The organism is Flexilinea flocculi, assembly GCF_001192795.1.
In the GTDB taxonomy this organism is placed as follows: domain Bacteria; phylum Chloroflexota; class Anaerolineae; order Anaerolineales; family Anaerolineaceae; genus Flexilinea; species Flexilinea flocculi.
This window is the reverse complement of sequence record NZ_DF968180.1, coordinates 100,005-125,702: the sequence shown is the minus strand read 5'-3', so window position 1 is coordinate 125,702 and position 25,698 is coordinate 100,005. Positions and strand designations below refer to the sequence as shown.

Below are 25,698 nucleotides of genomic sequence, written 5' to 3'. Positions count from 1 at the left end.
GACCTCAATATTACATTTTCCGCCGAATAAACGTCGGGATATCCAAATCCTGAATTTTATCAGTGTCAGAATTTTCGACGTTTTTCGTGATGGAAGCGGGGGTATAGCCGCTTAATCCCAGCGGAGACATAAATGTTTCAAATGCGGCTTCTGCGGATGCAGAGAATTCTTTTTTCTCTGTATTAGGGGTCGGAATGATCGGTCCATCAATCGATTGCATTGATCGCATGGGCTCTGTCGATGAAAGGACTGTTTCCAGTACTTTTGTCTCCTCCCCGTGACTGATCGAATCAGGAATCGCCACGTTCGAGTAGAACGTTTTGGGTGACGTTTTTTCTCTTTCCAAAGAATTCTTTTTAACTTCCGGTTTCGTGTTCAACGATTCCAGCGGTGTGGAAGCCATTCCGGTGACAATCAGAATAATTTCTACTTCATCTTGCAGCCGATTATCAACGATCTGTCCCGGAATAATTTCAGCCTGATGGTTGGAAAGTTGCTGTAAATAGCCCATTCCTTCAACAACTTCGCGGAATGAAAGGTTTTCATCACCTGTAAAGTTTACGATCATACCGGTCGCATTTTCAATCGGCAGATGCTCCAACAGCGGATGATTTAATGCCTGATACATTGCCATGGAAACCTTGTTGGGACCTTTTCCATATCCGATTGTCAGCAGGGATCCGCCGCCATTCATCATCATATTGCGGATATGAGAAAAATCGACATTAATTTCGCCGACACCGGTCAGTAACTGGCTGATGCCAAGAACACCCTGTCGTAGCACATCATCGGCAATTTCAAAAGATTCTTTTAACGAGAGATCTCGCGGGACAATTTTCAATAATTGATCATTGGGAATCGCAATCAATGTATCAGAGTGAGCAGCTAATTTATTCAGATAGGTGCGCGCATTGGTAATCCGTTTCCCGGATTCAAATGAAAAGGGAGTGTTGACTACCGAAATGGTAACTGCCCCCAGATCTTTGGCGATTTTTGCCGCAACGCCGATAGCACCGGATCCGGTACCGCCGCCCATGCCGGCTGTCAGAAAAACGATATCCGCTCCCTGCAACGCCTCACGGATTAGCGATTCGCTCTCCAGCGCTGCTAATTCTCCGATTTCCGGATTTCCACCGCAACCCATTCCTCGGGTAATTCCCGGACCGATGAGCAATTTTGTCGGAGCGCTATTTGACTTTAAAGCCTGAGAATCTGTATTGGCTGCGATAAAATCAACCTCTGTGAAATTTCTTGAGATCATTCGGCTCACAGCGTTGCCGCCCCCACCTCCCAAACCAATCACTTTAATTACAGGTTTATTGTAGACAATTTCATCACCGATTTTTTGTGTTAATGAGTTTTTCATAGGAGTACCTCGCTAATTTCCGTAATTTGATTCGGATAAAGTCTGAATTTGACAGTTGTTATATCGAAGCTGTTTTATAACATTTCTTGGATAAAGTGAACTGTCATTCAACAGGATCACTTTCGATGAAGATAACGCTTCATACAAATTTTTTCCGGATTTGCAGTTTGTTTTATTAATATATTGGCGGATAATTTCTCTCTGTCCCTCGGTCAGCAGTGATTCAGCATCCGGAATCAAAAAGTAGGATGAATAGCTTTCCCCTCGCAGAAAGATTGAAATCAGAGATCGAACAATTTTAACAAAATTTTCAACGACCAGAATCACAAATTGTTTTCCTGCTCCGCACAGGTAAGGTGTAATCGCTGCGATAATACTGCAGATAACAGAACCGATTTCAGAGGAAACAGATTTGGAAACCGAAACGGTGGGATCCAGACTGCGGCTTGCGTTTGAAACCTTTTTGTGTAATAGCACATCTTTCAGGAATTTCCTGGATTCTTGTTCTGTTTTGAGATTTGTCAGAAATTCAGATGGCAGCTTATAAAGATTGCATGAAATGATATATGGTGGTATTTCCGGATTTTCCTGCGGTAAGACTTTTACAGCCTGTTCCTGTAGTAACGCTAAGATTTTTAATAATTGCTGCTTGGCTTGTTTGGGTGATAAATCAAATGGACCGGTATTGGGTGACCAACGACCGGTTTGAAAGAGAATCATCGGAGCATATTTTTTTAAAGATTGATGCAGTATCGCTTGATACCATTCGAAAATATGAAAACCACGATGATCAATCTGCCCAGTCTGATAAGCATAAACAGGATGATATGCTTCCGGACCACCTTTCCCCCAATCCAACGCATGTTCCTGAAAACCGGCGTCTGCGGAAAATATCAGATTTGACAGTATGGATTCATATTTTTTTTGCTGCAGAACATGAAGCGATTCTTTTAAAAATGAAATATCCCAATAATCGCCACCTGGCTGAAGTAGTGGAAAAATGGGGATGATTTTCTGTTCAATACATATTTGTGCATATCTGGAAAATAACTCAATAAATCGTTCCACCAGTTTCTGTTTCTTCCATTCATCCGGTGTCCAGGCGCTCTTCATGTTTGGATAATTGTAAAGTTGGACGAGATGGACGCCATTTTTTCGATAATAAGACATTCTCTCCCGAAAAATGTCCACCTGTGGGGGATTACTGATAGAAAATTGTGGGCAGATAATCGGTTCAATTCCAGCCGCAGTCACTCGTTTCAGAAAATTCTCGGGGATTTCTGCTCTTTCGATGATGGAGAGCACCAGCCAGCGGGTGCCGACAGCTAACAGCTTCGGCAGCCAGTAATCCAAACTGGCTTCATCATAATGATCAGTATCACTATAATAATGAAATCCAAGCTGTTTTGTCTGATTTATCATGGAAGATTTTCTCTTTTCTTTATAAATCTTTCTACAGTATTGGGTTGCTCAGTCAGATCTGTTCTGTGCTTCCTGATCTGTCTTCGGAGCAGCCATAAATTATATTCATATTGTTGCAAGAATGGTGCCAATTTGATCATGAAGCCCGAAATCTTAAAGCTTGTATTTTTCAAAATGTCATCTGTTTGATGTCGGGACAGTCTATACCAATGTAGACTCGTTTTCCGAATCAATCGAGAAGTATTTCCAGCCCTAAACATTGGAGAATTAAGGAAACATAAAAAAAACTGTTGCCGATTGGCAACAGTTTTTTTTATCAAAGGAAAAGACAACGATCAGACATCTTTACCGAATTCAGTTGATTCAAAACTTTTTAGATCTACTTTATCGATTTCAGGATGTTTCACAGCAAATAGATAGGCAATTCCCACAACTACCAGACAGATCACCAGGAAAATTCCGAAAAGTTCATTCTGGAAGCCTGAGTTGACGATAATCAGCGCACCGACAATAGCCAGAATGGGGATGATCCATCCGCGTACAACACCTTTGACTTCTCCTTTTATGGCAAGTTTGATTACAGCAAGATACAGGAAGATGATCAGGATGTAATTGACAACCATGGCGATTTCGGAAATGTCATGCAGACCGTCTTTCCAGATGAATTTCTGTGTGATGTAGTGCATTACCACCCAGAATAAAGCGACAAACAGTGAAAAATAACCGGAACGCATCGGCACACCGTGAACCTTGTCAACGGTAGTGTATTTGTCAGAGGAGGGCATCATTTTTCGAATCGCCAGTGAGTAAGGCAGACGAATATTGCTCAGGATCAACCCGTTGTCGGTTCCAAGAACGGAAATAATCACCAGGATCATAATCAGTTTGGCGCCGATTTGGCTGCCGACCAGCTTTGTGGCGGCAGCTGCCAGGTGTTCACTGGCTCCCATGGCAATGATTTGATCCGGGCCCATATAAGCGCTCATACCGACAAAATACATGATGTAAAGTACAAGTACGATCAGAGGGGAGAAGACTAATGCAAGGTACAGATTCTTCTTGGATTCTTTAATTTCATGGCAAATGGTAGTCGCAACAATCCATCCGTCGAAAGAAAAAAGTACAGCCGGTATAGCTTTCAACCAGGTTCCGGAAGTCTCTTTGGTAGCATGGGCAGTCCATGTGGTGACAGGATCTCCCCAGATAAGTCCTGCAATCGCCAGCAAGACCAGCGGGATCATTTTCAGGACAACGGAAGTCCTTTGGAATCCACCGCCGAGCTTGGCTGAGATCATGTTCATTGCATATAAGAACAGGATCACAACGAGGCTGATGAGTACCTGAAGTTCCAACGTGTTTTTCCAACCAAACAGATTGTTGATATAAATACCTGCAATCCATGCGATGATGGCGATTAAAGTCGGGTAATAGATCCACATATGGAACCAGCCGAAAACAATAGCGAGTTTTTTGCTCCAGAAATTTTCTGAATATGTGATCACGCCGCCTGCACTGTCTGTACGGCTGGCAAGTTCCGAAATTGCCAGACAGCCAAAAACAATACTGATCGCTGCCAGACATAACGCCAATACACCTTGTGAGACATTTCCGCCGGTTAAAGCAAGAATGTTATAGCTCTTGAAAAAAATACCGGAGCCGATAACGATACCGACGATCATGGAAATTGCTGTGAAAAGGCCATATTTTCTCTGTTCCATGTCTTCTTAATAATCCTTTCAATTGAAAAAAAATAAAATAATGGGGATTTAATCCAAATTCTAATTCTACCCTGAAAACCCACGAATGACAGTAATTCGAATAATGGAAAGAATTCATTGTTGCTCTTCATCCGAAAAGTGAATCCTTATTTCGAATTGCTTAGGGTTTACAAGACTAAACTTTCAATACGATTTATGATGACAAGATTACGAGATCCTTGATTCGATGAGCAATGCCAGTTCGTTAAATGGCTGAAGACCCAAGGATAGTCAAATTGAATTATTACGCGTAACAAGAGGTTCCATTTACTGATACAAAAAAAATTGTGAATCTTATGTTTCATATATCTATTTGTGTTCCATTTGTGACGTTTGTCAGTGTCATTCATTGCTATCGTTGTATTCTCGCTTGACAGAATATCATTCAGATTGTCAACAATTTTTTGCATGTCCTGTCTTCATTGCTTCAACGGACGTTTTGGTTTCACTTTATTTGTCAACACACCGTATTTTAGAACAGATACGATAACAAATAATCCGCTCATTAGAGCGGATTATCTTGCGGGGAAGGGGGGATTCGAACCCCCGGTTGAGTTTTACCCCAACAACCACTTAGCAGGCGGCCCCATTCAACCACTCTGGCACCTCCCCATTTTTAACTTCGAGTATTATACCATCTTTGAAAAAACGCGCCATGACTTAATACTCAGTAATTCGAATTAAGGGAGGAATCATTTATTGGTGTGTTGTTTTTGCGATGAGCGCAAAAACAACACACCAATAAGTTTTCTCTTTTTTCTCAAAAGACTTTTCCGAATTTCGAACTGCTGCTTAATATTCAGTAATTCCAAATATGGGAAGGAATCATTGTTGATGTGATGGCTTTGCTTTCTGCGTAAAATCATCACATCAACAAGTTTTGCCTGATTGATTCGAAAGATTCTTTAATTTTTCGAATCGCTGTGTTTCTGTTTCAGTTCATGATTTTTTCAGGAATAAATTTCATCCGGGACTAATTCCATTTATTTAACGATAGAATTTTAAAACCGATACGATTTCCCTTTCTTCCCACGAAAATTCTATGAGTTGCACCAATACGCATTACATCTGTAAAATTTTAAACTTAAGTATGCCAAAAATCGTATCAGATATAGCAGCAACACGGAATATGGACCAGTAATTTGAAATATGAAAAGAATTCATAGTTGTTCTTATGGTTTTGCGGTTTCGCAAAACCATAAGAACAACAAACTCTCTTTCATAATCCGAAAAGTTTATCCCGATTTCGAATTGCTGAATTTGGACCCGCCTTTCGAATCGCTTTGGTTGAAAAAAGCAAGATGAAAATAGATAAAATTTAATATATCTGATAGAAAATGAAGAAATCGGATTTTGGAGCGCGTCATGAAAAAAAGCATCGTATGGATTTTTGCCGGCATAATTTTATTCTCCGGCTGCAACATCACATCGGTTGGCAAAACAACCCCCACTATCTCAGCTCAGCAGATACAGCAATGGGCGAAACAAACAATTGAGGCAATGGGTCAAACCAATGCAACATCTTCATCCGTTGTGTCAATTCTTCCGCAAGCCAGTCCGACAACCCGACCAATCCTGATTCAACCAACGCTTGCACCTACTGCCATTCCGACAATCCGTTCTGTTGTCATACCAACGATCAGCTACGTCCAACCGGTGCAAAAAGCCTGCGATCGCATGCGGTTTATTGCCGATGTGACGATTGAAGACAATACAGTCCTGTCTCCCAATCAGGCTTTTCGAAAAACATGGCGAATCCAGAACTCCGGCAGTTGCACCTGGTCTCCCGGTTACCGCCTGATTTTTGATAGTGGCGATCCGATGTCCGGACCGGCATCCGTGAATATACCGCAATACGTCTCGCCGGATCAAACAATTGACATCAGTGTCGACCTGCGGGCTCCGGCAGCAAATGGCATTTATCAGGGGAACTGGATGATGCAGAACGCCTCCGGAATGAAATTTGGCACATCCGATACGGTCAATCAGGGCATCTGGGTCAAAATCATTGTTGGCTCCGAAAATCCTGCCACTCCGGTTTATCCAGGACTGCCCTCCGGCGGCAATTGTTCGATTATCAGCGTCTTCCCGCCTGCTGAAACTCGATTCACCCCTGGTCAGGAGCTGGATTTCGCCTGGACGGTTCGCAACGATTCCGGCGTCACCTGGACGGCTGCGGATTTTGACATTGCATTTGTCGGCGGAACGAACATGCTCAAACGGCAAGAGGAGACACGCCGCGATCTGCCTTATGACGTCCTGCCCGGCAATCCGCTCTCCGTCATGATCGATGCCGTCGTGCCTTCCTATCCGGGACGGTTCACCATGACCTTCGGCGTGGTGCAGAATTTCGAGATTGCCTGCAGTGTTGATGTAACAGTAAACGTCGCGTATTGATTTTTCCTGTTCTATTGGGATGAATAAAAAAAAATGTCCTTCTCCCCGGCAGAGAGAAGGACTTGTTGCGTGTGGCTTAAAGCAGTGCGTTATTCGGCGTCCTTGGGAAGGGAATCACATCCCGGATATTCGCCATGCTCGTCATGTACATGATCAGCCGTTCAAAACCGAGGCCAAAACCGGCGTGATGCGTTCCGCCGAAGCGGCGCAAATCCAGATACCATTCATAATCTTCCACATTCAGACCGCATTCGCGGATGCGTTGTTCCAGCACGTCCGCGCGTTCTTCACGCTGTGACCCGCCGATGATTTCACCGACAGCTGGAACCAGCAGATCCATCGCAGCGACGGTTTTCCCGTCATCATTCAGCCGCATATAGAAGGCTTTCAATTCCTTGGGATAGTTGATCACGAAAAGCGGTTTCTTGAAGACCTGTTCGGTCAGATAACGCTCATGTTCCGTCTGCAGGTCGGCTCCCCAGAAGACCGGATATTGGAATTTGTCTTTGACCTTCTCCAGGATCTCAATCGCTTCGGTATAGGTGACTTTTGCAAAGTCCGATTCAATCACGGAATTGATCCGCTGAATCAGCTCTTTGTCGTACATCTCATTGAAGAATGCCATTTCCTGGGGACATTGTTCCATGACATACTGCAGCACAAATTTGATCATGTCGCGAGCCAGATCCATGTCATCCTGCAGTTCCGCAAACGCAATTTCCGGTTCGATCATCCAGAATTCGGAGGCATGGCGCGCGGTGAAGGATTGTTCTGCCCGGAACGTCGGTCCAAAGGTGTAGACCTTGCCAAATGTCAATGCCATCACTTCCGCTTCCAACTGCCCGGACACGGTCAGGCTGGTCGGTTTACCGAAAAAAGACGTTTTACGCTCAAAATTAGAGATATTAAGTACTACACCAATTTTTCCTTCCATAGCATTGCATTTTTTAAAGTCCATTTGAGCAATTATTTGTTTTTTCCCCTCTGGCTGAATATTCCGATATAAACAACCGGAATCCACATTCCGTAGAATCCAATTTTTGTAACGATAATTATCTTGTATAAAACCGTTATCATTACATTTTTTCTTTTCCAGTAATTTTTATAATTAAAATAACAGGGAAAATATTACTAAATTTTCAAATATGTTGTTATAAAATTGAAAAAGTGATAAATTGCATATGAAATGTATGCGTTTACATATTGTAATTTTCAAAAAGTTGTAATATAGTAAATCATATTTATCAAATTTTTCTGTTTTTACATTGGATTATGGAACTGAGACATGAAAATTAATGACATAGCAAAACTTGCTGGAGTTTCAACAGCAACAGTGTCAAGAGTCCTTAACAATAAAAATTGTGTTGATCCGAATACAAGGGACAAGATATTAAAAATTGTTAACGATCATAATTTTCAACCAAACATGATCGCAAAAGGGCTTGCTTCACAAAAAACTTATACAATCGGTGTTGCGATTCCTGACATTGTAAATCCCTTTTATCCGGAAGTATTTAGAGGAATCGAAGATATTTCATCGGTTTATGGTTATATGACCATTTATCTTAATACAGATTATGATGTGATGACAGAGCGAAAAGCTCTTTCATTATTGAGAAATGGTCGTGTGGATGGATTGATTGTAGCCTTGAGTAACAGGGTTATTGATGAGTGCATTGCTATGGTTTCAATGCAATATCCAATTGTAATGTTTGGGCAATTAATGGATGAAGTCAAATGTCCGAAAGTTGGTTGCAATAACTTTTCATCTGCATACACAATTACAGAGTATTTGATTAATTCCGGACATAAAAAAATTGCTCATATAGCTGGTCATAAAGAAACGTATACAGGTATTCAGCGTATAAATGGTTATTTATCTGCGATGGAAAATTATAGGTTGAGAGTTGAACCGGAATGGATTGTTTCAACGAACTATTTTAAAAATGACGCCTATATTAAAACTAAAGAACTTATTGATAATAAAGTTGATATCACTGCAATTTTTGCTGCGAATGACAGCATGGTAGTCGGTTGCTATAAAGCAATATTGGAAGCCGGATTAAAAATACCTGATGATATTTCCTTTGTTGGACACGATGATATTGAGTTGGCGACGATTTTACAGCCTGCCTTGACAACAATGAGACAGGAAAAAAGAAAAATCGGCAATATAGCTGCTCATCAATTATTTTCTGCAATTGAAAATCAGGCAAATAACAAAAAGATTGAAGAAAATATTGTTATTGTTCCAACAACATTAATTGAAAGAGATTCTGTCAAGAAACTTTCATAACAATTAGTGACGAAATAATATTTATTTTTGCATCTCATTGGAAATTTAATAGAATAATCATTCTAAAAAATTGAAAGGTGGTAATTAAATGTACTCTATATGGTTGTTAGAATATGCACATGTTCAGAAACAGCATATTGGAAGTGTTTTATCGGGACAACACAATAAGGGCTACCGCGAATTAGCATTTACATATATGCTGCTTAAAGGTAATGGACTTACAATCCTTATAGATACCGGTACAAATGGAGAAAATGAGGCAACACTAAAACTCCATAAACGTGATGGTGTTTTAGATTGGCAGCCTCCAAGTAAAGTTTTGGCAAAAGTTGGAATCAAACCTGAAGATGTGGACTATATTTTAATTTCTCATGCTCATTACGATCATATTAACAATATGCAAGCCTTTCCAAAAGCTCATTTCTTCGTTCAGGAAAAAGAAATTCTTGGTTGGGTTTGGGCAATGACGCGTGAAAAGAAATTTCGTTTTCCAAACATGGCTCTTAATAATCAGGATATTTTTGATGCACTTCACTTGATTGTAGAGAATCGTATGACATTAGTTGATGGTGAAGTCAAAAATGTTCTTCCCGATATTGATTTGTATCCAGCATATGATGGGCATTCATTTGGATCACAAATCATTGTTATTAATAATCCTGACGGAATTTGGGAGAATGTTGGCGACTTGGCATATGTCCAGGAAAACCTTACTGGCATTGATAACACCGGAACCTATGTTCCTGTCGGACTTGCAGTGGGATCTCCTTACAACCTCATAAAATCCTTAGATGACATGATGAAAATTGCTAATAACGATATGCATCGAATAATTATTGGGCACGAACCAAATAATTGGACGAAATTTCCGACAAAAAAGTATGACGACGGACTGCATGTAGCAGAAATCGCCCTTGCTGAAGGCGATAAGTCAATTTTTGTTAAGTAGATCTTGATCATGGTCACGGTCTGTAATAATTTAATAAAGGAGATAAAAAAATGAAAAAGGTATTTGTTATTTTTATTTGTGCCATGTTTATGGCAGTAACGTTTGCGGGTAGCTCAATTCAACAAACTGCAGCAGCAGACACTAAGGATATTGGAATCGTATCAATCTCCGCTACAGAAGCTAACAATGCCCGTTATATCCAGGGTGTTATCGATGCAGCAGCCGAATTTGGATGGACTGTTACAGTTACAGATTGCGATGGCTCGGTTGATGATGCTAATGCGGCGATTACAAACCTTGTTACAAGAGGTGTTGATTACATCATTGACATGGTTTTTCCAGTGACATCACTTAATACAGGTCTTCTCAATGCAAAAGAAGCAAATGTTCCTGTAGCGACTTGGGGAGGCGGATTTGGTGATGGTGTTTGGATGGCAAATGGTTCGGGCGGTCCGCATGCTATTCCAATCGTTAACAAAATGGTGGAAGACTTAACCGGTAAGGGTGACATACTCGCACTTACCTATCATACAGGCCAGGTTTGTCGTGAACGCGAAGAAGAAATGGATAAAATTCTTACAAGCTACTCCGAAATTAATCTTACCAAGAATGAAGTCGACATTCCAGGATATATTCAGGATGGAATGGATTACACAAACGCTTGGATCGCTTCCAGACCTGAAGGTGATACAAATTATGCGATTTGGGGATGCTGGGATGATCCAGCTCTGGGCGCGATGGCAGCATTGAAACAGATGGATCGCAAAGATGTCCATATTTATGGTGAGAATGGAAATGCAGACGCAATTCAAGCCGTTAAAGAAGGATGGATGACCGCAACAATTTGGCAAGATAGTTATGCCGAAGGTAAAGCAGCTATTGCCGAATTTGTCCTTATGCTCGAGCTGGGCGATGCTTATGAAAAAGGATTCAAAGAAATTCCTGGAATTGTCGTAACTTCAGAAAATGTAGACACATTTATGAAAGAACATCCAGAAGCAATTGCGAATATTGAGTAATTAATTATTTTTTGCCTGCTAAACGGAGATATCAATTATGGAAAATAATAAAGGTATGACTATATCCATAAAAGGCTTAACAAAAGCCTTCGCAGGAGTAAAAGCTTTGGATAATGTTAACTTGGATATTGTTGCAGGCAAAGTTCATGGACTTATCGGTGCCAATGGCGCCGGTAAGTCCACTCTCATAAAAATTCTTGCTGGTGTTTATCAACCTGATTATGGTGAGATTTTGATTGATGGAAATCCGGTTCAGATCCTAAATCCTGGTGTTGCAGATTCTCTTGGACTTAGTTTTATTCATCAGGAATTGAATATGGTGCCTGATTTTAACGTTATCGAGAACATCATGTTGGGATTGAAAAAAGAAAGAAAGTTTGGTTTACTGGATTGGAAGGCTACTGCAAATAAAATAATTCCAGTTCTAGTTCAGGTTGGATTCAATAAATCACCATTCACACCGATTAAGGAAGTCAGTGTAGCTGAGCAATGGTTGGTTGCCATTGCAAAGGCTTTATACAAAGATGTTAAACTAATTGCTATGGATGAGCCAACAGCAGCTTTATCTGAAAGTGAAGTTGAGAGGTTATTCTCAATTATTCAAGATCTATCCAGACGCGGAATTGGAGTTATCTATGTTTCTCACAGATTAGATGAAGTTATTAAGATATGTGATGAAATAACTGTGTTTAAAGATGGATTGCTGACACTTCATGAAAAGACAGCTAATCTTACAAAAGTTGAAATCATTACAGCAATTGCAGGCCGAAAAGTTGAAGAATTTGAACATATTAACTTTAACTATGAGAAGGGTGAAGTTCTTCTTGATGTAAAAAACCTTTATGATGAAAATAAAATCAAGGGCGTCAGCTTTAGCTTGAAGAAAGGTGAGGTCTTGGGACTAGCCGGACTGGTTGGTTCTGGTAGAACTGAACTTATCATGACATTATTTGGCGCACGTAAGAGGAAAGCAGGCACAATCATTTTTGATGGAAAAGAATTTACACCGAACCATCCTAAGGATGCTGTTATCAGAGGAATTGCGCTTGTCCCTGAAAACCGTCGAGAAGAAGGATTAATCACAAATAAGACGCTTAATTTCAACATTAATTTACCTGCTCTGAGTGTTTTGAGAAATATTAAGTCATTACCGTTTATCAGCATGAAAAAAAGTTCCAGTATTACAACAAAAGCAATTGACAAATTTATGATAAAGACGAACGGAGTTAATTCACCAATACTCAATCTCAGTGGCGGTAATCAGCAAAAGGTTGTTATTGGGAAATGGCTTGAATGCAATCCGAAACTAATAATAATGGACGAACCAACCCAAGGTGTTGATGTTGGCGCACGAGCCGAAATATACAAATTGATTCGTTCCATGTCCAAAGAAGGAATTAGTTTTTTAATCGTATCATCGGATGTCGAAGAACTGCCAATATTGTGCGATAGAGTGATTGTTATGGCTAATGGTCAATTTACTGGTGAATTACAAAGTTGTGCAATATCCAAAGAAGAAATACTACATTTGAGTTATGCTGAGCCGGTACAACAATATATTTATGAGCAGGGGAGGCAATAATTATGAATAAATCCATTTCGAAAAATGAATCCAGGCGCAGGTTTTTTAGATTTATAGGCAAATTTGGTACCATTGTATTTTTATTGATAATGATTACATTTTTCTCAATTATGAAGCCGAGAGCATTCGCCACGGTAAGAAACTTGCTAAATGTTCTTAATCAAAGTTCACTTTTAATAATTATTGCCTGTGGCTTGACTGCCGTTGTAATAATCGGCGATTTCGATATGAGTGTTGCTATTACTGCGAGTTTTTCAGGTGTGCTTGTCACCGGGTTAATGGTGAAACAGAATCTCCCGATCTGGTTCGCTATCATTTGTACAATTGCGATTTGTGCCTTATGTGGGATGATCAATGGGCTTATCGTCACAAAACTGAGGGTCTCATCAGTTATTGCAACCATTGGTACAGGCGGCATAATATTTGGCTTGAACTATGCCTACACAAGCGGTTCTCCTATAGTAACCGGAATTCCAAAAGGATTTCTTAACATGACACTAATTCGCTTATTTGGAAAGATTCCGATAAATATCATATACATGGCCGTGATTGTTTTTATTTTATGGATAATTCTGAATCGGACGGAACTCGGGCAGAGAATTCAGGCGGTTGGGGGAAACTCAGTTGCGACTAAGCTATCAGGAATTAATGTGGATAGCATAAAAATTACTTCTTACATTTTTAGCTCAGTTTGTGGAGGTATAACAGGTATTTTACTTTCATCTGTTATTGGTAGTGGAAACAGCACTGCCGCCGATTCTTATCTTATGAACTCATTTGCCGCTATTTTTCTTGGATCTGCTACTTTAAAAGATGGTGAATTTCATATTCTCGGTACACTAATTGGAGTAATTATTATTAATATCGGCTTTAATGGTCTTGCAATCTTTGGAATGTCAAACTATGTTCAGTACATATTCCAAGGTGCGATTCTTGTTTGTGCAGTTGCACTCAGTTCTATCTCAAGAATCTATGCTAATAAATAAAATATTCTGATAAAAAGGGACTTTTTGATTGAATTCTACAAAAAAGTCCCTTTTTACTTTGTTTTAATGATATTGTGGGGAAATTTCCTTACATATATCCCCGCCAGAAATACTTTTTTGAAAACGTGGCTTAAAGCAGTGCGTTATTCGGCGTCCTTGGGAAGGGAATCACATCCCGGATATTCGCCATGCTCGTCATGTACATGATCAGCCGTTCAAAACCGAGGCCAAAACCGGCGTGATGCGTACCGCCAAAGCGGCGCAAATCCAGATACCATTCATAATCTTCCACATTCAGACCGCATTCGCGGATGCGTTGTTCCAGCACGTCCGCGCGTTCTTCACGCTGTGACCCGCCGATGATTTCACCGACAGCTGGAACCAGCAGATCCATCGCAGCGACGGTTTTCCCGTCATCATTCAGCCGCATATAGAAGGCTTTCAATTCCTTGGGATAGTTGATCACGAAAAGCGGTTTCTTGAAGACCTGTTCGGTCAGATAACGCTCATGTTCCGTCTGCAGGTCGGCTCCCCAGAAGACCGGATATTGGAATTTGTCTTTGACCTTCTCCAGGATCTCAATCGCTTCGGTATAGGTGACTTTTGCAAAGTCCGATTCAATCACGGAATTGATCCGCTGAATCAGCTCTTTGTCATACATGTCATTGAAGAATGCCATTTCCTGCGGGCATTGTTCCATGACGTACTGCAGCACGAATTTGATCATGTCGCGTGCCAGATCCATGTCATCCTGCAGCTCCGCGAACGCAATTTCCGGTTCGATCATCCAGAATTCGGAAGCATGGCGCGCGGTGAAGGATTGTTCTGCCCGGAACGTCGGTCCGAAGGTGTAGACCTTGCCAAATGTCAATGCCATCACTTCAGCTTCCAACTGTCCGGAGACAGTCAGGCTGGTCGGCTTGCCAAAAAAGTCTTTCGAATAATCCGGATCGCCACTTTCGGTCAGCGGCGGTTTGACAGGATCCAGCGTGGTGACGCGGAACATTTCTCCGGCGCCTTCACAATCGCTGGTAGTGATAATCGGGGTATGTGCATATACAAAGCCATGCTCATTGAAAAATTTGTGAATCGCATAAGCTGTGACACTTCGGACACGGAACGTCGCACTGAGCGTATTGGTTCGGGTCCGCAGATGCGGGATCGTCCGCAAAAATTCCAGCGAATGATGCTTCTTCTGCAGCGGATAATCCGGCGAGGACGATCCTTCAATCGTGATCTCGGACGCCTCGACCTCAAACGGCTGTTTGGCATCCGGTGTCAGCTTGAAAGTTCCTTTCACGATAAACGCGGCGCCCACATTCTGACTGGCAACATCCGCATAATTCTGCAGTTCGCTGGTGAAGACCACCTGCAGCGGAGAATGGCAGCTTCCATCCGTGAGATGGATAAAGGCAGTCGTTTTATGGTCCCGGATCGATTTTGCCCAGCCGCAGACAGTGATTTCCTGGCTGTCGAATTGGGACGGAAATAAAAACAGGTCTTTGATTTCAGTTCTTTTCACTTGACACGACTCCTGATCATGGATTTTTCAATGCCTGTACAGCACTTCGAAATGAAATTTTTCTTTTTTCCATAAAAAGCGGAAGCCATTATGAATGCTCCATTAATAGCGAAATGCTGATACACAGGGCGTAAAAACGGTCTTTTACGCAAAGAATTATATCATGAAGCCCTTTCCCTTCCTGTGGAGGGATTGGGGGAGGATGGGTAATTGCGAATTTTTTAGTCAAACTAATAAAAAACAAAATAGCGTGTGACAGTCAACGGTGCCATTGCGGTTTGACGTCCGCAATGGCACCATGCAGTTTGTCGCTCATATCATGTATGGTTATAAAAAGGGCGCCTGAATCAATCAGACGCCCTCAGAAAATTGCGCAACGAATCGGATCTGTCTCTTTGAGGAGACAGATTCTTCTGCTTAATCGTGATAATTATTTACAAAAGTGGCAAGCAGGACCAAAAAAATTGCTGAGATTGCTGCTAACATCATTTCCTTCCTTTCTTCTATTAGAAATCCTGTAAAGCGAGCACATATCAAAAGCAAGAACTGCCTTGTTCTGTGTGAGGTGCTGCGGCTTTCTCCCTTTCAGGGAACAAACAGCGTCTGATCATTTACAGGACGAACCGGAGGATTGATTATTTTTCATCCGATTCCACAATCACAGCGCAAGGTTCAGCCGGAGCTGAAACGAGATTGACTGCGAATGCGATAGCGATATAACTGACAACGACAAAAACTGTGTATAACAATGCCATGAAAACCTCCTTCATCCTTCTTGGAAAGATGGTAATGAAGCTTTTTTCTTCATCCACGTTCCCCTTTTATCCACCGATTGCCTGGTGCAATCGATTTTTCGCCTGAATTATGAATGTCATATTTTTAATATGACATTTGTCATGTCAAGCCAATACGATTATAGTCATTTTTAAGAATTATGCGGAGATTGATTACTTTATATGGAAATTCAATAAATTGATCAACTTTTCGAATCAATCAAACAAGTTGTCAGGTTACTTTCATGCAAAGCGTAAAAGAACTAACCAACCATTAACTCACCCATTATTTCGGAACACTATGCTTTATTAATATCCATGCATAATCATCCGAGAGAAAAAAAAGCCGCAAATAATGCGGCGTTTTTTTCAATAGATCCAGCTTGAAAAGCATCTGATGTATTCAATTACCGATCTGTTTTACCTGCCGGCAGCCATCCATTGGCCACCCAGTGGTTACGATCGGTCAAATTCCATGTATTTCCCTTTTGATTCAATCGCATGATCGAAAACAGAAACCTCGTCTTAAGACCGGGTTTCACAGCTCCGGCACTTTTTTGTATTCGCGATACCATTGTAGAAACTTGCTTTTCGATACGCGCCTTTCGCTTCGGGTCAATCGTTTCCCAATTCATGGCGGATACATTAACACTGTAACGGTACAATTTCGAAATTCCCCAATAGAAAAGGTTTTGCTGCATATCCTTTGCGGTTCTGCCGGAACCTAAACCAGCCGCAGTAGAAATACACAAACCGATCTTGCCTGACATGGATGGATGCGGACGGTGGGACATCCAGCGATAAGCCATATGATCCAAAAAAGATTTCAGTTGTCCGCTCATGCCATACACATAGCAAGGGGATTCCAGAATAACCAGATCCGATGCTTCAATGGATGCTGCAATCGGCTGGACAGCTTCAGCATGCGGACAATAATTTTCCCCTTTTAGAAAACATTGAAAACACCCGATACAGGGAGCCGGACCATCTTTAGGAAAATAGAATTCCGAAATTTGTGCAGTTTCATTTTGAAGCGCGTTTATAAAGAGTTGTGTGATATGCCATGTGCTGCCATGATGCATTTGTCCATGCAAAACTGTGATTTTCATCAGAATGCTCCTGCGGTTGACTGAATCAGGATTGGATAAAAGAAAGCAGCGGTTCAATCGCGCTGCGATCGGTAAAATCGGAAATGACATTAAAAGCTTCCAACATTTCGTTTTCGTCCTCTGTGAGCAGTTTTCCTGCTTTCTTTTTCTTTTCAATCGAAGATTTCATCATCTTCATCATCGTTTGATCGATGAAAGACAGTTTTTTCAGGTTAAAACCGCCGCGAAAATAATAAAAATGGATAGCTTTTAATTCTTCTTCCGTCAGATTGTGCTGTTTTACGCTATTGATTGTATCTTCACGAACAGGTGAGAGTCCAACTCCGAATACTGCAATCTTTTTGCCGGCTAATGAAGGCAACAGTTTTTTAATACGTTTCAAACCGAGGATACCGGTGGCAAAAAGGCTTCCTCCATACACGACAGCATCATAGGAAATAATTTCATCGTCCTTGATTTTTGTATTTTCAAAAAGATCTGCCTGCAGTGCTTCCGCAATCCATTGAGCATATTTTTTTGTGTACCCCGTCTTTGACTGATAGATTACAACTGTTTTCATTGATGCAGCTCCATTCTAAATGAATCATTTTTTTTCGATTTTTTATCAGAAATTCGAAATTTAAATCATCTTTGATGAAAAGGAAGAAAATTTGTTATTCCATTGATTTTGCCGCAGAATGCGATAACGTATTATTCTTCCCACATTTCGAATCACAATTTATTTGCCCAAAAGTATATACGGATTTTTACAAAAAAATATGCTCATTTGGAATTATTGAAATCCATTTTCCGAGAAATTGCATGGCTTTTTCAAAAAAATCGAATCGCGGGTCTATAGTTGTTGCTGAAATTGCTGCACTGTTTTGCGGTCTAAAATACCTCCTGTCAGAGCATTTCCGATGTATTGTTCGATAGAATCGGTTGTTCCATTTCGACGGATTATCATCAGAACATTGAGAATATCCGTTAAAATGGATTTTCGCATTGTCTCTCGGATTTCCTTAAGATCTAACTGCATCAGCCGATCGGCAATCTTCAGACGAAGTTTTTCATGAAAAGGGACAATCTGCATCAGTCCCTGAATACCTTGCCGAATCGTAATCGGTTTCTCGTCATTCAGACAATTGAGATAGTCATCAAGCGTAGTTTCCATTCGGTCTCCATGATCCCAGCGTGCATTTGCTGCGATCATCATCAGCCCGATACTGCGTTGAAAAGAGTTTGTATCGGTTAACTTTTTTGTAAATTCATCCCAAAATGGAAAAACATCTTCATGGATTTCCGATCGATGCTGTAGAAGGAGGAGCGCCGGATAGCGGATCTTATCATCTTTTTCATCTAAACAGGACACCAGCAGGTTAAGATCATCCGCTTCTAATTCAGCGCTGATTTCTTCAAGGTTTTCTTTATTAACGCTTTGAATATCATCAATAGTCAGCATTTTCATTACACTTTCATGTCTTTTTCCTGAAAAAACTCCAAAAAAGTTAATAACAATAAACTATCACATACTGATTATGAATCGCTGGATATCCGTTTTCAGGCAGAAAACTCAGGGTGTTTTTGCAGGATGGTTTTTAATGCAGCTTCGTCGGCAACAACTGTAACATTCTGATGGAATTGCAGGACTGAAGCCGGAACCATCGGATCGATTGGGCCAAAAAATGTACGTTCCAGAATTTCCGCCTTCTTGATACCAGTGCAAACCAGCAAAATTTTACGAGCTGTCATTATCGTTCCAATTCCCATCGTAATAGCCTGTCGGGGTACTTCATCCAGGGAGTTAAAAAACCGCTGATTGGCTTTGCGTGTACTTTCAGTAAGATCGGTCAAATGGGTTCTTCGTGTGAAAACGGATGCCGGTTCATTAAAACCGATATGACCATTAAGCCCGATACCTAAAAGCTGCAGATCAATCCCACCCCAATTCGTAATCTGCTGTTCGTATTGATCACAAAACGCAGATAAATCGGCTGCCATGCCATCTGGAATCCGGGTATTCTGAAGATCAATATTAATGTGATCGAAAAAATTACTCATCATAAAATGATGATAGCTTTGAGGATGTTCAGCAGAAAGACCGACATATTCATCCAAATTGACCGTTCGAACTTTTGAAAAGTCCAGATTCGATTTTTTGTGTTGCGCTACCAGTTCTTTATAAATCGGGACCGGCGTAGATCCGGTTGCCAACCCAAGAAGGCAATCAGGTTTGGCTATAACTGTTTTTGCAATAATTTCAGCACTGATCTTACCTGCAGACGCTGGATCAGCGGTTTTCCATACTGTAAAATTTGACATGCATACCCTCTTAACTTTTTTTATTTATTTGTATTTCCATCGATACTCTGTTGACAGCAATTCGAAATCTAAAAAATCGTATCGATTATGAGAGAAAAAATGTTGTTGTATTGTTTTAACACAACGCACACAAGCAGCGCCACAACATAGTATTTCCCTAACTTTCGAATCACTGATCTGTTAATCAATGTCGATGATAAGAAAAAAGATGGATTTATTGTCAAACATCTGTATGACGACTGAATCCATTCAATTCCGCTTTTACAACTTTTCAATCATTTCCAAATCGATACGAAAACTCTTTTCTTCGTCAGGTTGAATGAATTTCAGCTTGCCCTCAGCGCGCATCTTATCACGGCCGTCCGCATGACAATTGCCTGGTTCAAGCCCCATGACATAATCTTTTACACCCATCATTTTCCATTGAATGAATTCGTCCAAAATTTTTGGATCAAAATAAATAGCCAGTCCTTTTTGATGTTTTGGCTGGAAAATTCTTGCCAGTCCTGCATGATTAAAGTGATGGTAATAACACATCTCCTCAAATTCAACCTGGGGAGGAATGACCCGATTCCACTCGGAAAGTCCCTCTCGGGCATGCTCATTCCTGGGAATTACCTCATCAGACCGGATATCCAGGATACTATCTTCATCCAGCAGCGGATAACCCATATTCATATGATAAAGGATCATGAGCGGAGTTACTCGATCGCCGACATTGCGGATTTGGTCTGTAATCGAAATTTTGTTTTCCTTCAGAGAACATTCGATGACCCGTTTCTGCAATAATTTTTCCGCAAACATACCCGCATGGCGGATAGACGCATGAATCCGAATTTTATCCTGATCCATTTCCCAGTATATGTTTTCAGCCGGAGTATGACCTGCTCTGCCATGTAATCCGAGAGATTCTCCGGCGTCTTCTGAAGGGACTCCGACATTGGTTAAACCGCAGGTAACCATAAATCCAAGGCTGCAGGATTTCAACCAGCCGCTTCCTTTGTCGTCATAATAAGCCGGAGCGCTATATCCATTGACAGCAAAGAACCCATAATTCATACCCTGAAAGGATAAACGGGAAATATCCGCGCAACGATCCGCCGATACGGTGAACTCCAAACCCAAACCATTTCTTACTTGAAACAAGCGGATGCCATCCCCTTTGCCTCCGATCAGGCGATGTTCTTCTACACCATACAATTGGGATTCATGTCCGATATAATTTTCGCGTTTCTGATTCATATATACTTTTCCTCCTCTTCTTTCCCCTGGGGAAATGCGCCCCGATATTTTATAAGCTATCTATCATTTTACCTTTTCCATGAAAGTGGATCAATGGCAGCCAACGATTCAAAATATCGGAAGAATCACAATTTTTCTTTCTTAATTTGAAAAGACAATCCATATTTGGAATTGCTGAATTTGGAATTCTTCAATAGATTGTCCATACTGATAATTGTAGAAAAAAATTGAATCATTTGCCATATTGATAAGGTACAATTCTCTTAGATACTATAAAAAAGGCGATGAACAATGAAAATCAATGAAAATTCAAGTATTGAAATGATTCGCCAGTTGCCAGAACGAGACGGTGTGCATTATGCATTATTTGATTTTGACGGGACACTCTCACTGATTCGGGAAGGCTGGCAGGCAATTATGATCCCGATGATGATCGAAATCCTGATGCAGACACCTGCTCATGAAGACAAAGACACAATCACAACAGTTGTGCGTGATTTTGTGACACGATTAACCGGGAAACAGACGATTTTCCAAATGATCCAATTAGCTGAGGAAGTGAAAAAGCGGGGAGGAAACGCAGAGGATCCGCTGACCTATAAAAATGAATACCACGAAAGACTCTTAAAACGTATCCAATATCGGCTGGACGGACTGCGCAGCAAACGCATCCAGCCGGAAGAATACCTGGTTCCCGGCGCGATTTCAATTTTGGAAGGACTTCGGTCACATGGCGTAAAATGTTATCTGGCTTCCGGAACCGATGAAAAATATGTATTGGATGAAGCAGAATTGCTGCATCTGACACCCTATTTTGCCGGCATTTATGGTGCTCAGGATGATTACATGAACTTTTCAAAAAAGATGGTAATCCAGCGGATCATTGCAGAAAACAACCTCAGCGGTCCTGAATTTGTCGCATTTGGGGACGGTTTTGTAGAAATTGAAGATACAAAATCCGTCAATGGGATTGCGGTAGGCGTTGCGACCAATGAAGCTGATCGAGAGGGAATTGATGAGTGGAAACGTAACCGATTAATCCAGGCCGGAGCAGATCTGATTATCCCGGATTTTCGTGTCACCGATTCGCTGCTGCAAATCCTCTTTCCCGTGAAGTGAGTTCTGTTCATTCGGCTGAAGATGTGAAGAATTCTTAGGGATCACATCTGTCAGTTGCAGCGATTTGAAATATTAAAAGGATGATTTTCTTTTTTTTTCATGTACTTTTAATTTAAAGGATAACACGATGCCATATAAAACTTTTGATCGTTCACGTCTGATGATTAAACCGATTTCCGAACGGATTCATGATCTCCATTTACCGCAAATGCTGGTCTCGATTGACGATCCTGTTCCTGATTTTTCCGATCCTTCCATTGCAAAAATCAGCGCTGCGATTGTTGAAGCTAAAAAGAAAAAAGCGCCAGTCATTCTGATGATGGGAGCACATCTGTTGCGAAAAGGAATGAATCCTCTGATCATTGATCTGATGAAACACGGTTTCATCAATCATATTGGACTGAATGGCGCAGGATGTATCCATGATTATGAATTAGCCCGCATTGGGGCAACGACCGAGAGCGTAGCCCGTTATATTCACGAAGGTCAGTTTGGCTTATGGAAAGAATCCGGCGAATTGAATGACCTTATCAACGAAGGTGCAGATCAGGGACTCGGACTGGGAGAGGCTGTCGGGAAGGCGATTATTGAGCGAGAATACCCGTTCCGATCTACCAGTCTTTTAGCACAGGCATATGAAATGCAGATTCCCGTCACTGTCCATGTCAGTATCGGCAGCGACATCATTCACGAGCATCCAAACTGCGATCCGCAAAAATTAGGAAAAGCCTCCTACCAGGATTTTCTGGTTTTCACCAATACGATTGATCATCTGGAGAATGGTGTTTATCTCAGTTACGGAACCGCCATTATGGGACCTGAAGTATATCTGAAAGCGCTGGCAATGGCACGAAATGCAGCATTTCAGGAAGGAAGGGAAATTCGGCATTTTACAACTGCCGTTTTCGATCTGCAGGATTTGGGTGAAGACTGGCATCAGGAAATTCCTAAGAATCAGGCAGCCTATTATTTCCGACCTTATAAGACGATATTGGTACGAACCGTTGCGGATGGCGGAGTCAGCTATTACGTGCGCGGTGATCATGCCGTCACATTTCCGGTTCTGTATCACGCAATCATGGAGACTTCAGGAGAATCATAACGATGAACACGAAGCGGATAGAGGAAATATTAAGTCGTTTCCCGACTATAAAAATCCTTGTTCTGGGTGATTATTTTTTGGATCAATATCTGATGCTGAATCGGGATATATCCGAAATATCATTGGAAACGCAATTGGAATGTTATCAGGTAACCGAAATCCGCAACAGCCCGGGAGCAGCCGGTACTGTCGTCAACAACCTGTGCGCGCTGGACACTCAGGTGATTACACTTGGCGCAATCGGAAATGACGGACGCGGCTTTGATCTGATGCAAGCATTAAGAGCTCGCCAGGCGGATACTCGATTTATGGTGGAGTCAGATGCCATTATGACTCCAACCTATACGAAGCCAATGTTATTCGGTAAAAATGAACCGGTCCATGAACTGGAGCGTCTGGATATTAAAAACCGCTCCCGTCTGCCAAAAAACGTTGAAGATGATCTCATGCGAAATCTCCAGGAAGTTTTTGATTCCGTGGATGGTATTGTCGTGCTGGATCAGGTAGAAGAAGAAAATTGCGGTGTTATAACGGATCGGATTCGTGAAACCATCTGCGAACTTGGTCGACAATCCCCTCAAAAGCCGATTTTGGTGGATTCACGGCATCGCACCGGGAAATTTCATCATTTAATCATCAAGTGCAATCAATCTGAAGCTTTGAAAAATACCAATACCAAAACGGTTGAAGCGGCTGCAAAAGCGCTTTTTCAAACAAATCCCAGAGGATCTTTCATCACCCTCGGAAGTGAAGGAATCTATGTCTATCACAACCAAACAGGAAACCAGATTCCAGGAATCCGGGTAGAGGGGCCGATTGATATTTGCGGCGCTGGAGATAGCGCCACAGCTGGAATTCTAAGCGCCCTTTGCGCAGGCGCTTCGTATGAAGAAGCTGCGCTCATCGGGAATATCACAGCATCGATAACGATCCGTCAGCTTGGAACGACGGGAACTGCCAGCCGCGATGAAATTATCACTGTTGCGAAGAAGATCGCATCATCCGGCTGACTATCAACCAGGCTTGTGTGCAGCTATGTTGTTTGATCTAATTGGATAATCCCCGGCTCTCTATCAAATATCCAGCAATTTTGCTGCTCCCAGCAGCGTCTCGGTACCGTTTAACTGCGACAGGCGGATTTTGGTTCTGCCCCTCAGGTTGGTTTGCAGGAAATTCGGTATTTTTTCCTTGAGGATCGGTTCCAACAAGTCCCAGGAATTCACGGCGACACCTCCGCCGATGACAATTTCCTCCATGTCCAGCAGTGTGATCGCATCAGAGAGTGATAACGCAAAGCTGCAAAATGCAGAACGGATGATGGAAAGCGCATCTTGATCTCCTTTTCGGGCGGCTATGACCAATGTCCGAGCGCTGCATTCTCCAATTTCTTTTGCTGTTTGATAGAAGATGCTCTCTTTGCTGACTACTTCAAATAAACGTTTTGCATCCCGGGCAAGCGCCCATCCGGAAGCAACCGATTCGATACAGCCATAACTTCCGCAGGCGCAGGGATAGGCGTCTGCATCTTCAAATCGTACTTTGACATGTCCTACTTCTGCACCTAAGCCTTGTCCGGCATACAGTTTTCGATTCAGGATAAATCCGCCGCCAATACCGGTACTGATTTGAATATACATGAAGTGATCCGGAATGGCTTTGCTTCCATAATACCATTCGCCTAAAGCGGCTATGTTCCCATCGTTCCCCATTCGGACGGGCAGATGAAAATGTTCGCTGACCAGTGCAGGGAGAGGATAATTATCCCATCCTTTGACATGCATGGATAAAACGACTTTACTGCCATCCGCAGAAACCGGACCCCCGAAACTGATACCCGCCCCCCGGATCTTGTCAGAGGGAACCAAAGACTTTTCCAAACTTGATTCAGCAGTTTGCAGGATCAATGAAAGAGAGGCTTCAGCCCCCATTGAAGCCGGTGTGGACACTTTTTGATAACCGAATAATTCCCCGTCAGCGACTCGCACGACGGCTGTTGCAAGTTTCGTCCCGCCAAAATCCAATGCTAAGACATATGTATCATTTTGATTCATTTGAGCAATTCTTCTTTCAGCTTTATCCCTTCATTGAAGCAATAATTCGAAATTCGGGAAAACCTTTTGAGAAATAAGAGATTATTCGAATCGCTATCTTTGAAGCGATTCGCGCATGACCATGGTCATCACATGATCACAAATCATATGAATGTCTTCAACACGTTCGATGCTGTCGGTATCAATATTGATCGGAATATCGACCAATTCAATCATCTTCCCGCCTTTGAATCCGGAAAGTCCGATCGTCGTCATTCCAAGATTTTTTGCTGTCTCTAAAGCTCGAAGAATATTCGGAGAGTTACCACTCCCGCTGATGGCAATCAGCACATCTCCTGCATCTGCCAGCGCTTTCAACGGTTCTGAAAAAATCTTATCATACCCTTCATCATTGCCAAAAGCTGTGATGGCAGGTGTACTGTCGTTCAAACAAATCATGCGAATTGCAGGCAGTTCCGGACTGCGTGTATTTTTTGAAAAATCACATCCCATGTGACTGGCAGTGGCAGAGCTTCCTCCATTACCCATGGTAAAAATCGTTCTTTTTTCCAGACGTGCTTTTTGAATCACGTCCACTGCTTTGAGTATCTGATCTGTGGGCAAGTGATCCAGAGCGTTTTTCAATTCGAACAAATAACTGTTGATTAATGATTCGCGGTGATCCATGATATGTTTCCTCCATAAGAATCCAGCAATTCGAAATAT

Annotated in this window: 20 protein-coding genes, 1 tRNA gene and 1 pseudogene; 9 read left to right on the top strand and 13 right to left on the bottom strand. The window is 41.8% G+C overall.

Annotated features, from left to right (window positions below; translation table 11 throughout):
- Window positions 1-10 precede the first annotated feature (10 nt).
- The 4 genes from ftsZ to ATC1_RS02605 form a co-directional block, all read right to left on the bottom strand.
- A complete protein-coding gene (gene ftsZ, locus ATC1_RS02625; RefSeq protein ID WP_062278127.1) occupies window positions 11-1,366 on the bottom strand; it encodes a cell division protein FtsZ in 1,356 nt (451 codons plus the stop codon).
- 12 nt (window positions 1,367-1,378) lie between these two features.
- Window positions 1,379-2,788 (bottom strand): hypothetical protein, encoded by a 1,410-nt coding sequence (locus tag ATC1_RS02620; protein WP_062278125.1) that lies wholly within the window; start codon window positions 2,786-2,788, stop codon window positions 1,379-1,381.
- 335 nt (window positions 2,789-3,123) lie between these two features.
- Window positions 3,124-4,506 carry an APC family permease gene (locus ATC1_RS02610; protein ID WP_062278121.1) on the bottom strand — a complete coding sequence of 461 codons (1,383 nt, stop codon included), beginning with the start codon at window positions 4,504-4,506 and terminating at the stop codon, window positions 3,124-3,126.
- A 562-nt stretch (window positions 4,507-5,068) separates the two neighbouring features.
- Window positions 5,069-5,157, bottom strand: a tRNA-Ser gene (locus tag ATC1_RS02605).
- Window positions 5,158-5,910: 753 nt separating this feature from the next.
- On the opposite strand from ATC1_RS02605, the gene ATC1_RS02600 reads away from it, so the two are divergent.
- A complete protein-coding gene (locus tag ATC1_RS02600) occupies window positions 5,911-6,942 on the top strand; it encodes an NBR1-Ig-like domain-containing protein (protein WP_062278119.1) in 1,032 nt (343 codons plus the stop codon).
- A gap of 76 nt (window positions 6,943-7,018) precedes the next feature.
- Here the strand turns inward: ATC1_RS02600 and asnS (ATC1_RS02595) are convergent.
- Window positions 7,019-7,852 (bottom strand): annotated as a pseudogene (asnS, locus tag ATC1_RS02595) (asparagine--tRNA ligase); the annotation flags it as partial.
- Between the two features lie 375 nt (window positions 7,853-8,227).
- Between asnS (ATC1_RS02595) and ATC1_RS02590 the strand changes: the two are divergent.
- The 5 genes from ATC1_RS02590 (at window position 8,228) to ATC1_RS02570 (ending at window position 13,774) form a co-directional block, all read left to right on the top strand.
- Entirely contained in the window at window positions 8,228-9,238 is a 1,011-nt protein-coding gene (locus ATC1_RS02590) for a LacI family DNA-binding transcriptional regulator (RefSeq protein ID WP_062278117.1), read from the top strand.
- 88 nt (window positions 9,239-9,326) lie between these two features.
- Window positions 9,327-10,187, top strand: a complete 861-nt coding sequence (locus ATC1_RS02585) for an N-acyl homoserine lactonase family protein (protein WP_062278115.1) — start codon at window positions 9,327-9,329, stop codon at window positions 10,185-10,187.
- 50 nt (window positions 10,188-10,237) lie between these two features.
- On the top strand, window positions 10,238-11,206 hold the full coding sequence (locus ATC1_RS02580) for a sugar ABC transporter substrate-binding protein (RefSeq protein ID WP_062278113.1): 969 nt from the start codon (window positions 10,238-10,240) through the stop codon (window positions 11,204-11,206).
- A 37-nt stretch (window positions 11,207-11,243) separates the two neighbouring features.
- Window positions 11,244-12,788 (top strand): sugar ABC transporter ATP-binding protein, encoded by a 1,545-nt coding sequence (locus ATC1_RS02575; protein ID WP_062278111.1) that lies wholly within the window; start codon window positions 11,244-11,246, stop codon window positions 12,786-12,788.
- A gap of 2 nt (window positions 12,789-12,790) precedes the next feature.
- Window positions 12,791-13,774 carry an ABC transporter permease gene (locus ATC1_RS02570; protein ID WP_062278109.1) on the top strand — a complete coding sequence of 328 codons (984 nt, stop codon included), beginning with the start codon at window positions 12,791-12,793 and terminating at the stop codon, window positions 13,772-13,774.
- Between the two features lie 130 nt (window positions 13,775-13,904).
- Here ATC1_RS02570 and asnS (ATC1_RS02565) read toward each other — a convergent pair whose 3' ends face one another.
- From asnS (ATC1_RS02565) to ATC1_RS02540, 6 genes are all read right to left on the bottom strand, one after another.
- Window positions 13,905-15,296: an asparagine--tRNA ligase gene (asnS, locus tag ATC1_RS02565; protein WP_062278107.1), complete on the bottom strand. Its 1,392-nt coding sequence runs from the start codon at window positions 15,294-15,296 to the stop codon at window positions 13,905-13,907.
- A 1,180-nt stretch (window positions 15,297-16,476) separates the two neighbouring features.
- A complete protein-coding gene (locus ATC1_RS02560) occupies window positions 16,477-17,178 on the bottom strand; it encodes a flavodoxin family protein (RefSeq protein WP_062278105.1) in 702 nt (233 codons plus the stop codon).
- A 25-nt stretch (window positions 17,179-17,203) separates the two neighbouring features.
- On the bottom strand, window positions 17,204-17,737 hold the full coding sequence (locus ATC1_RS02555) for a flavodoxin domain-containing protein (RefSeq protein WP_062278104.1): 534 nt from the start codon (window positions 17,735-17,737) through the stop codon (window positions 17,204-17,206).
- Window positions 17,738-18,010: 273 nt separating this feature from the next.
- On the bottom strand, window positions 18,011-18,625 hold the full coding sequence (locus tag ATC1_RS02550; protein ID WP_201777230.1) for a hypothetical protein: 615 nt from the start codon (window positions 18,623-18,625) through the stop codon (window positions 18,011-18,013).
- 92 nt (window positions 18,626-18,717) lie between these two features.
- Window positions 18,718-19,479: a glucosamine-6-phosphate deaminase gene (gene nagB, locus ATC1_RS02545; protein ID WP_062278102.1), complete on the bottom strand. Its 762-nt coding sequence runs from the start codon at window positions 19,477-19,479 to the stop codon at window positions 18,718-18,720.
- Window positions 19,480-19,740: 261 nt separating this feature from the next.
- Window positions 19,741-20,721, bottom strand: coding sequence for an aldose 1-epimerase family protein (locus ATC1_RS02540; RefSeq protein ID WP_062278101.1), 981 nt, complete (start codon window positions 20,719-20,721; stop codon window positions 19,741-19,743).
- A gap of 291 nt (window positions 20,722-21,012) precedes the next feature.
- On the opposite strand from ATC1_RS02540, the gene ATC1_RS02535 reads away from it, so the two are divergent.
- The 3 genes from ATC1_RS02535 (at window position 21,013) to ATC1_RS02525 (ending at window position 23,952) form a co-directional block, all read left to right on the top strand.
- Complete coding sequence (locus ATC1_RS02535; protein WP_062278099.1) at window positions 21,013-21,840, top strand: HAD family hydrolase; 828 nt, start codon at window positions 21,013-21,015, stop codon at window positions 21,838-21,840.
- A gap of 127 nt (window positions 21,841-21,967) precedes the next feature.
- The gene (locus ATC1_RS02530; protein WP_062278097.1) at window positions 21,968-22,942 is read left to right on the top strand and encodes a hypothetical protein; all 975 of its coding nucleotides are present in this window, start codon (window positions 21,968-21,970) and stop codon (window positions 22,940-22,942) included.
- A gap of 2 nt (window positions 22,943-22,944) precedes the next feature.
- Window positions 22,945-23,952: a bifunctional heptose 7-phosphate kinase/heptose 1-phosphate adenyltransferase gene (locus ATC1_RS02525; RefSeq protein ID WP_062278096.1), complete on the top strand. Its 1,008-nt coding sequence runs from the start codon at window positions 22,945-22,947 to the stop codon at window positions 23,950-23,952.
- A 63-nt stretch (window positions 23,953-24,015) separates the two neighbouring features.
- On the opposite strand, the gene ATC1_RS02520 is transcribed toward ATC1_RS02525, so the two are convergent.
- Together ATC1_RS02520 and ATC1_RS02515 are read right to left on the bottom strand one after the other, a co-directional pair.
- Entirely contained in the window at window positions 24,016-24,993 is a 978-nt protein-coding gene (locus tag ATC1_RS02520) for an ROK family protein (protein ID WP_062278094.1), read from the bottom strand.
- Between the two features lie 93 nt (window positions 24,994-25,086).
- Window positions 25,087-25,659 carry a D-sedoheptulose-7-phosphate isomerase gene (locus tag ATC1_RS02515; protein WP_062278093.1) on the bottom strand — a complete coding sequence of 191 codons (573 nt, stop codon included), beginning with the start codon at window positions 25,657-25,659 and terminating at the stop codon, window positions 25,087-25,089.
- Between the last annotated feature and the right edge of the window lie 39 nt (window positions 25,660-25,698).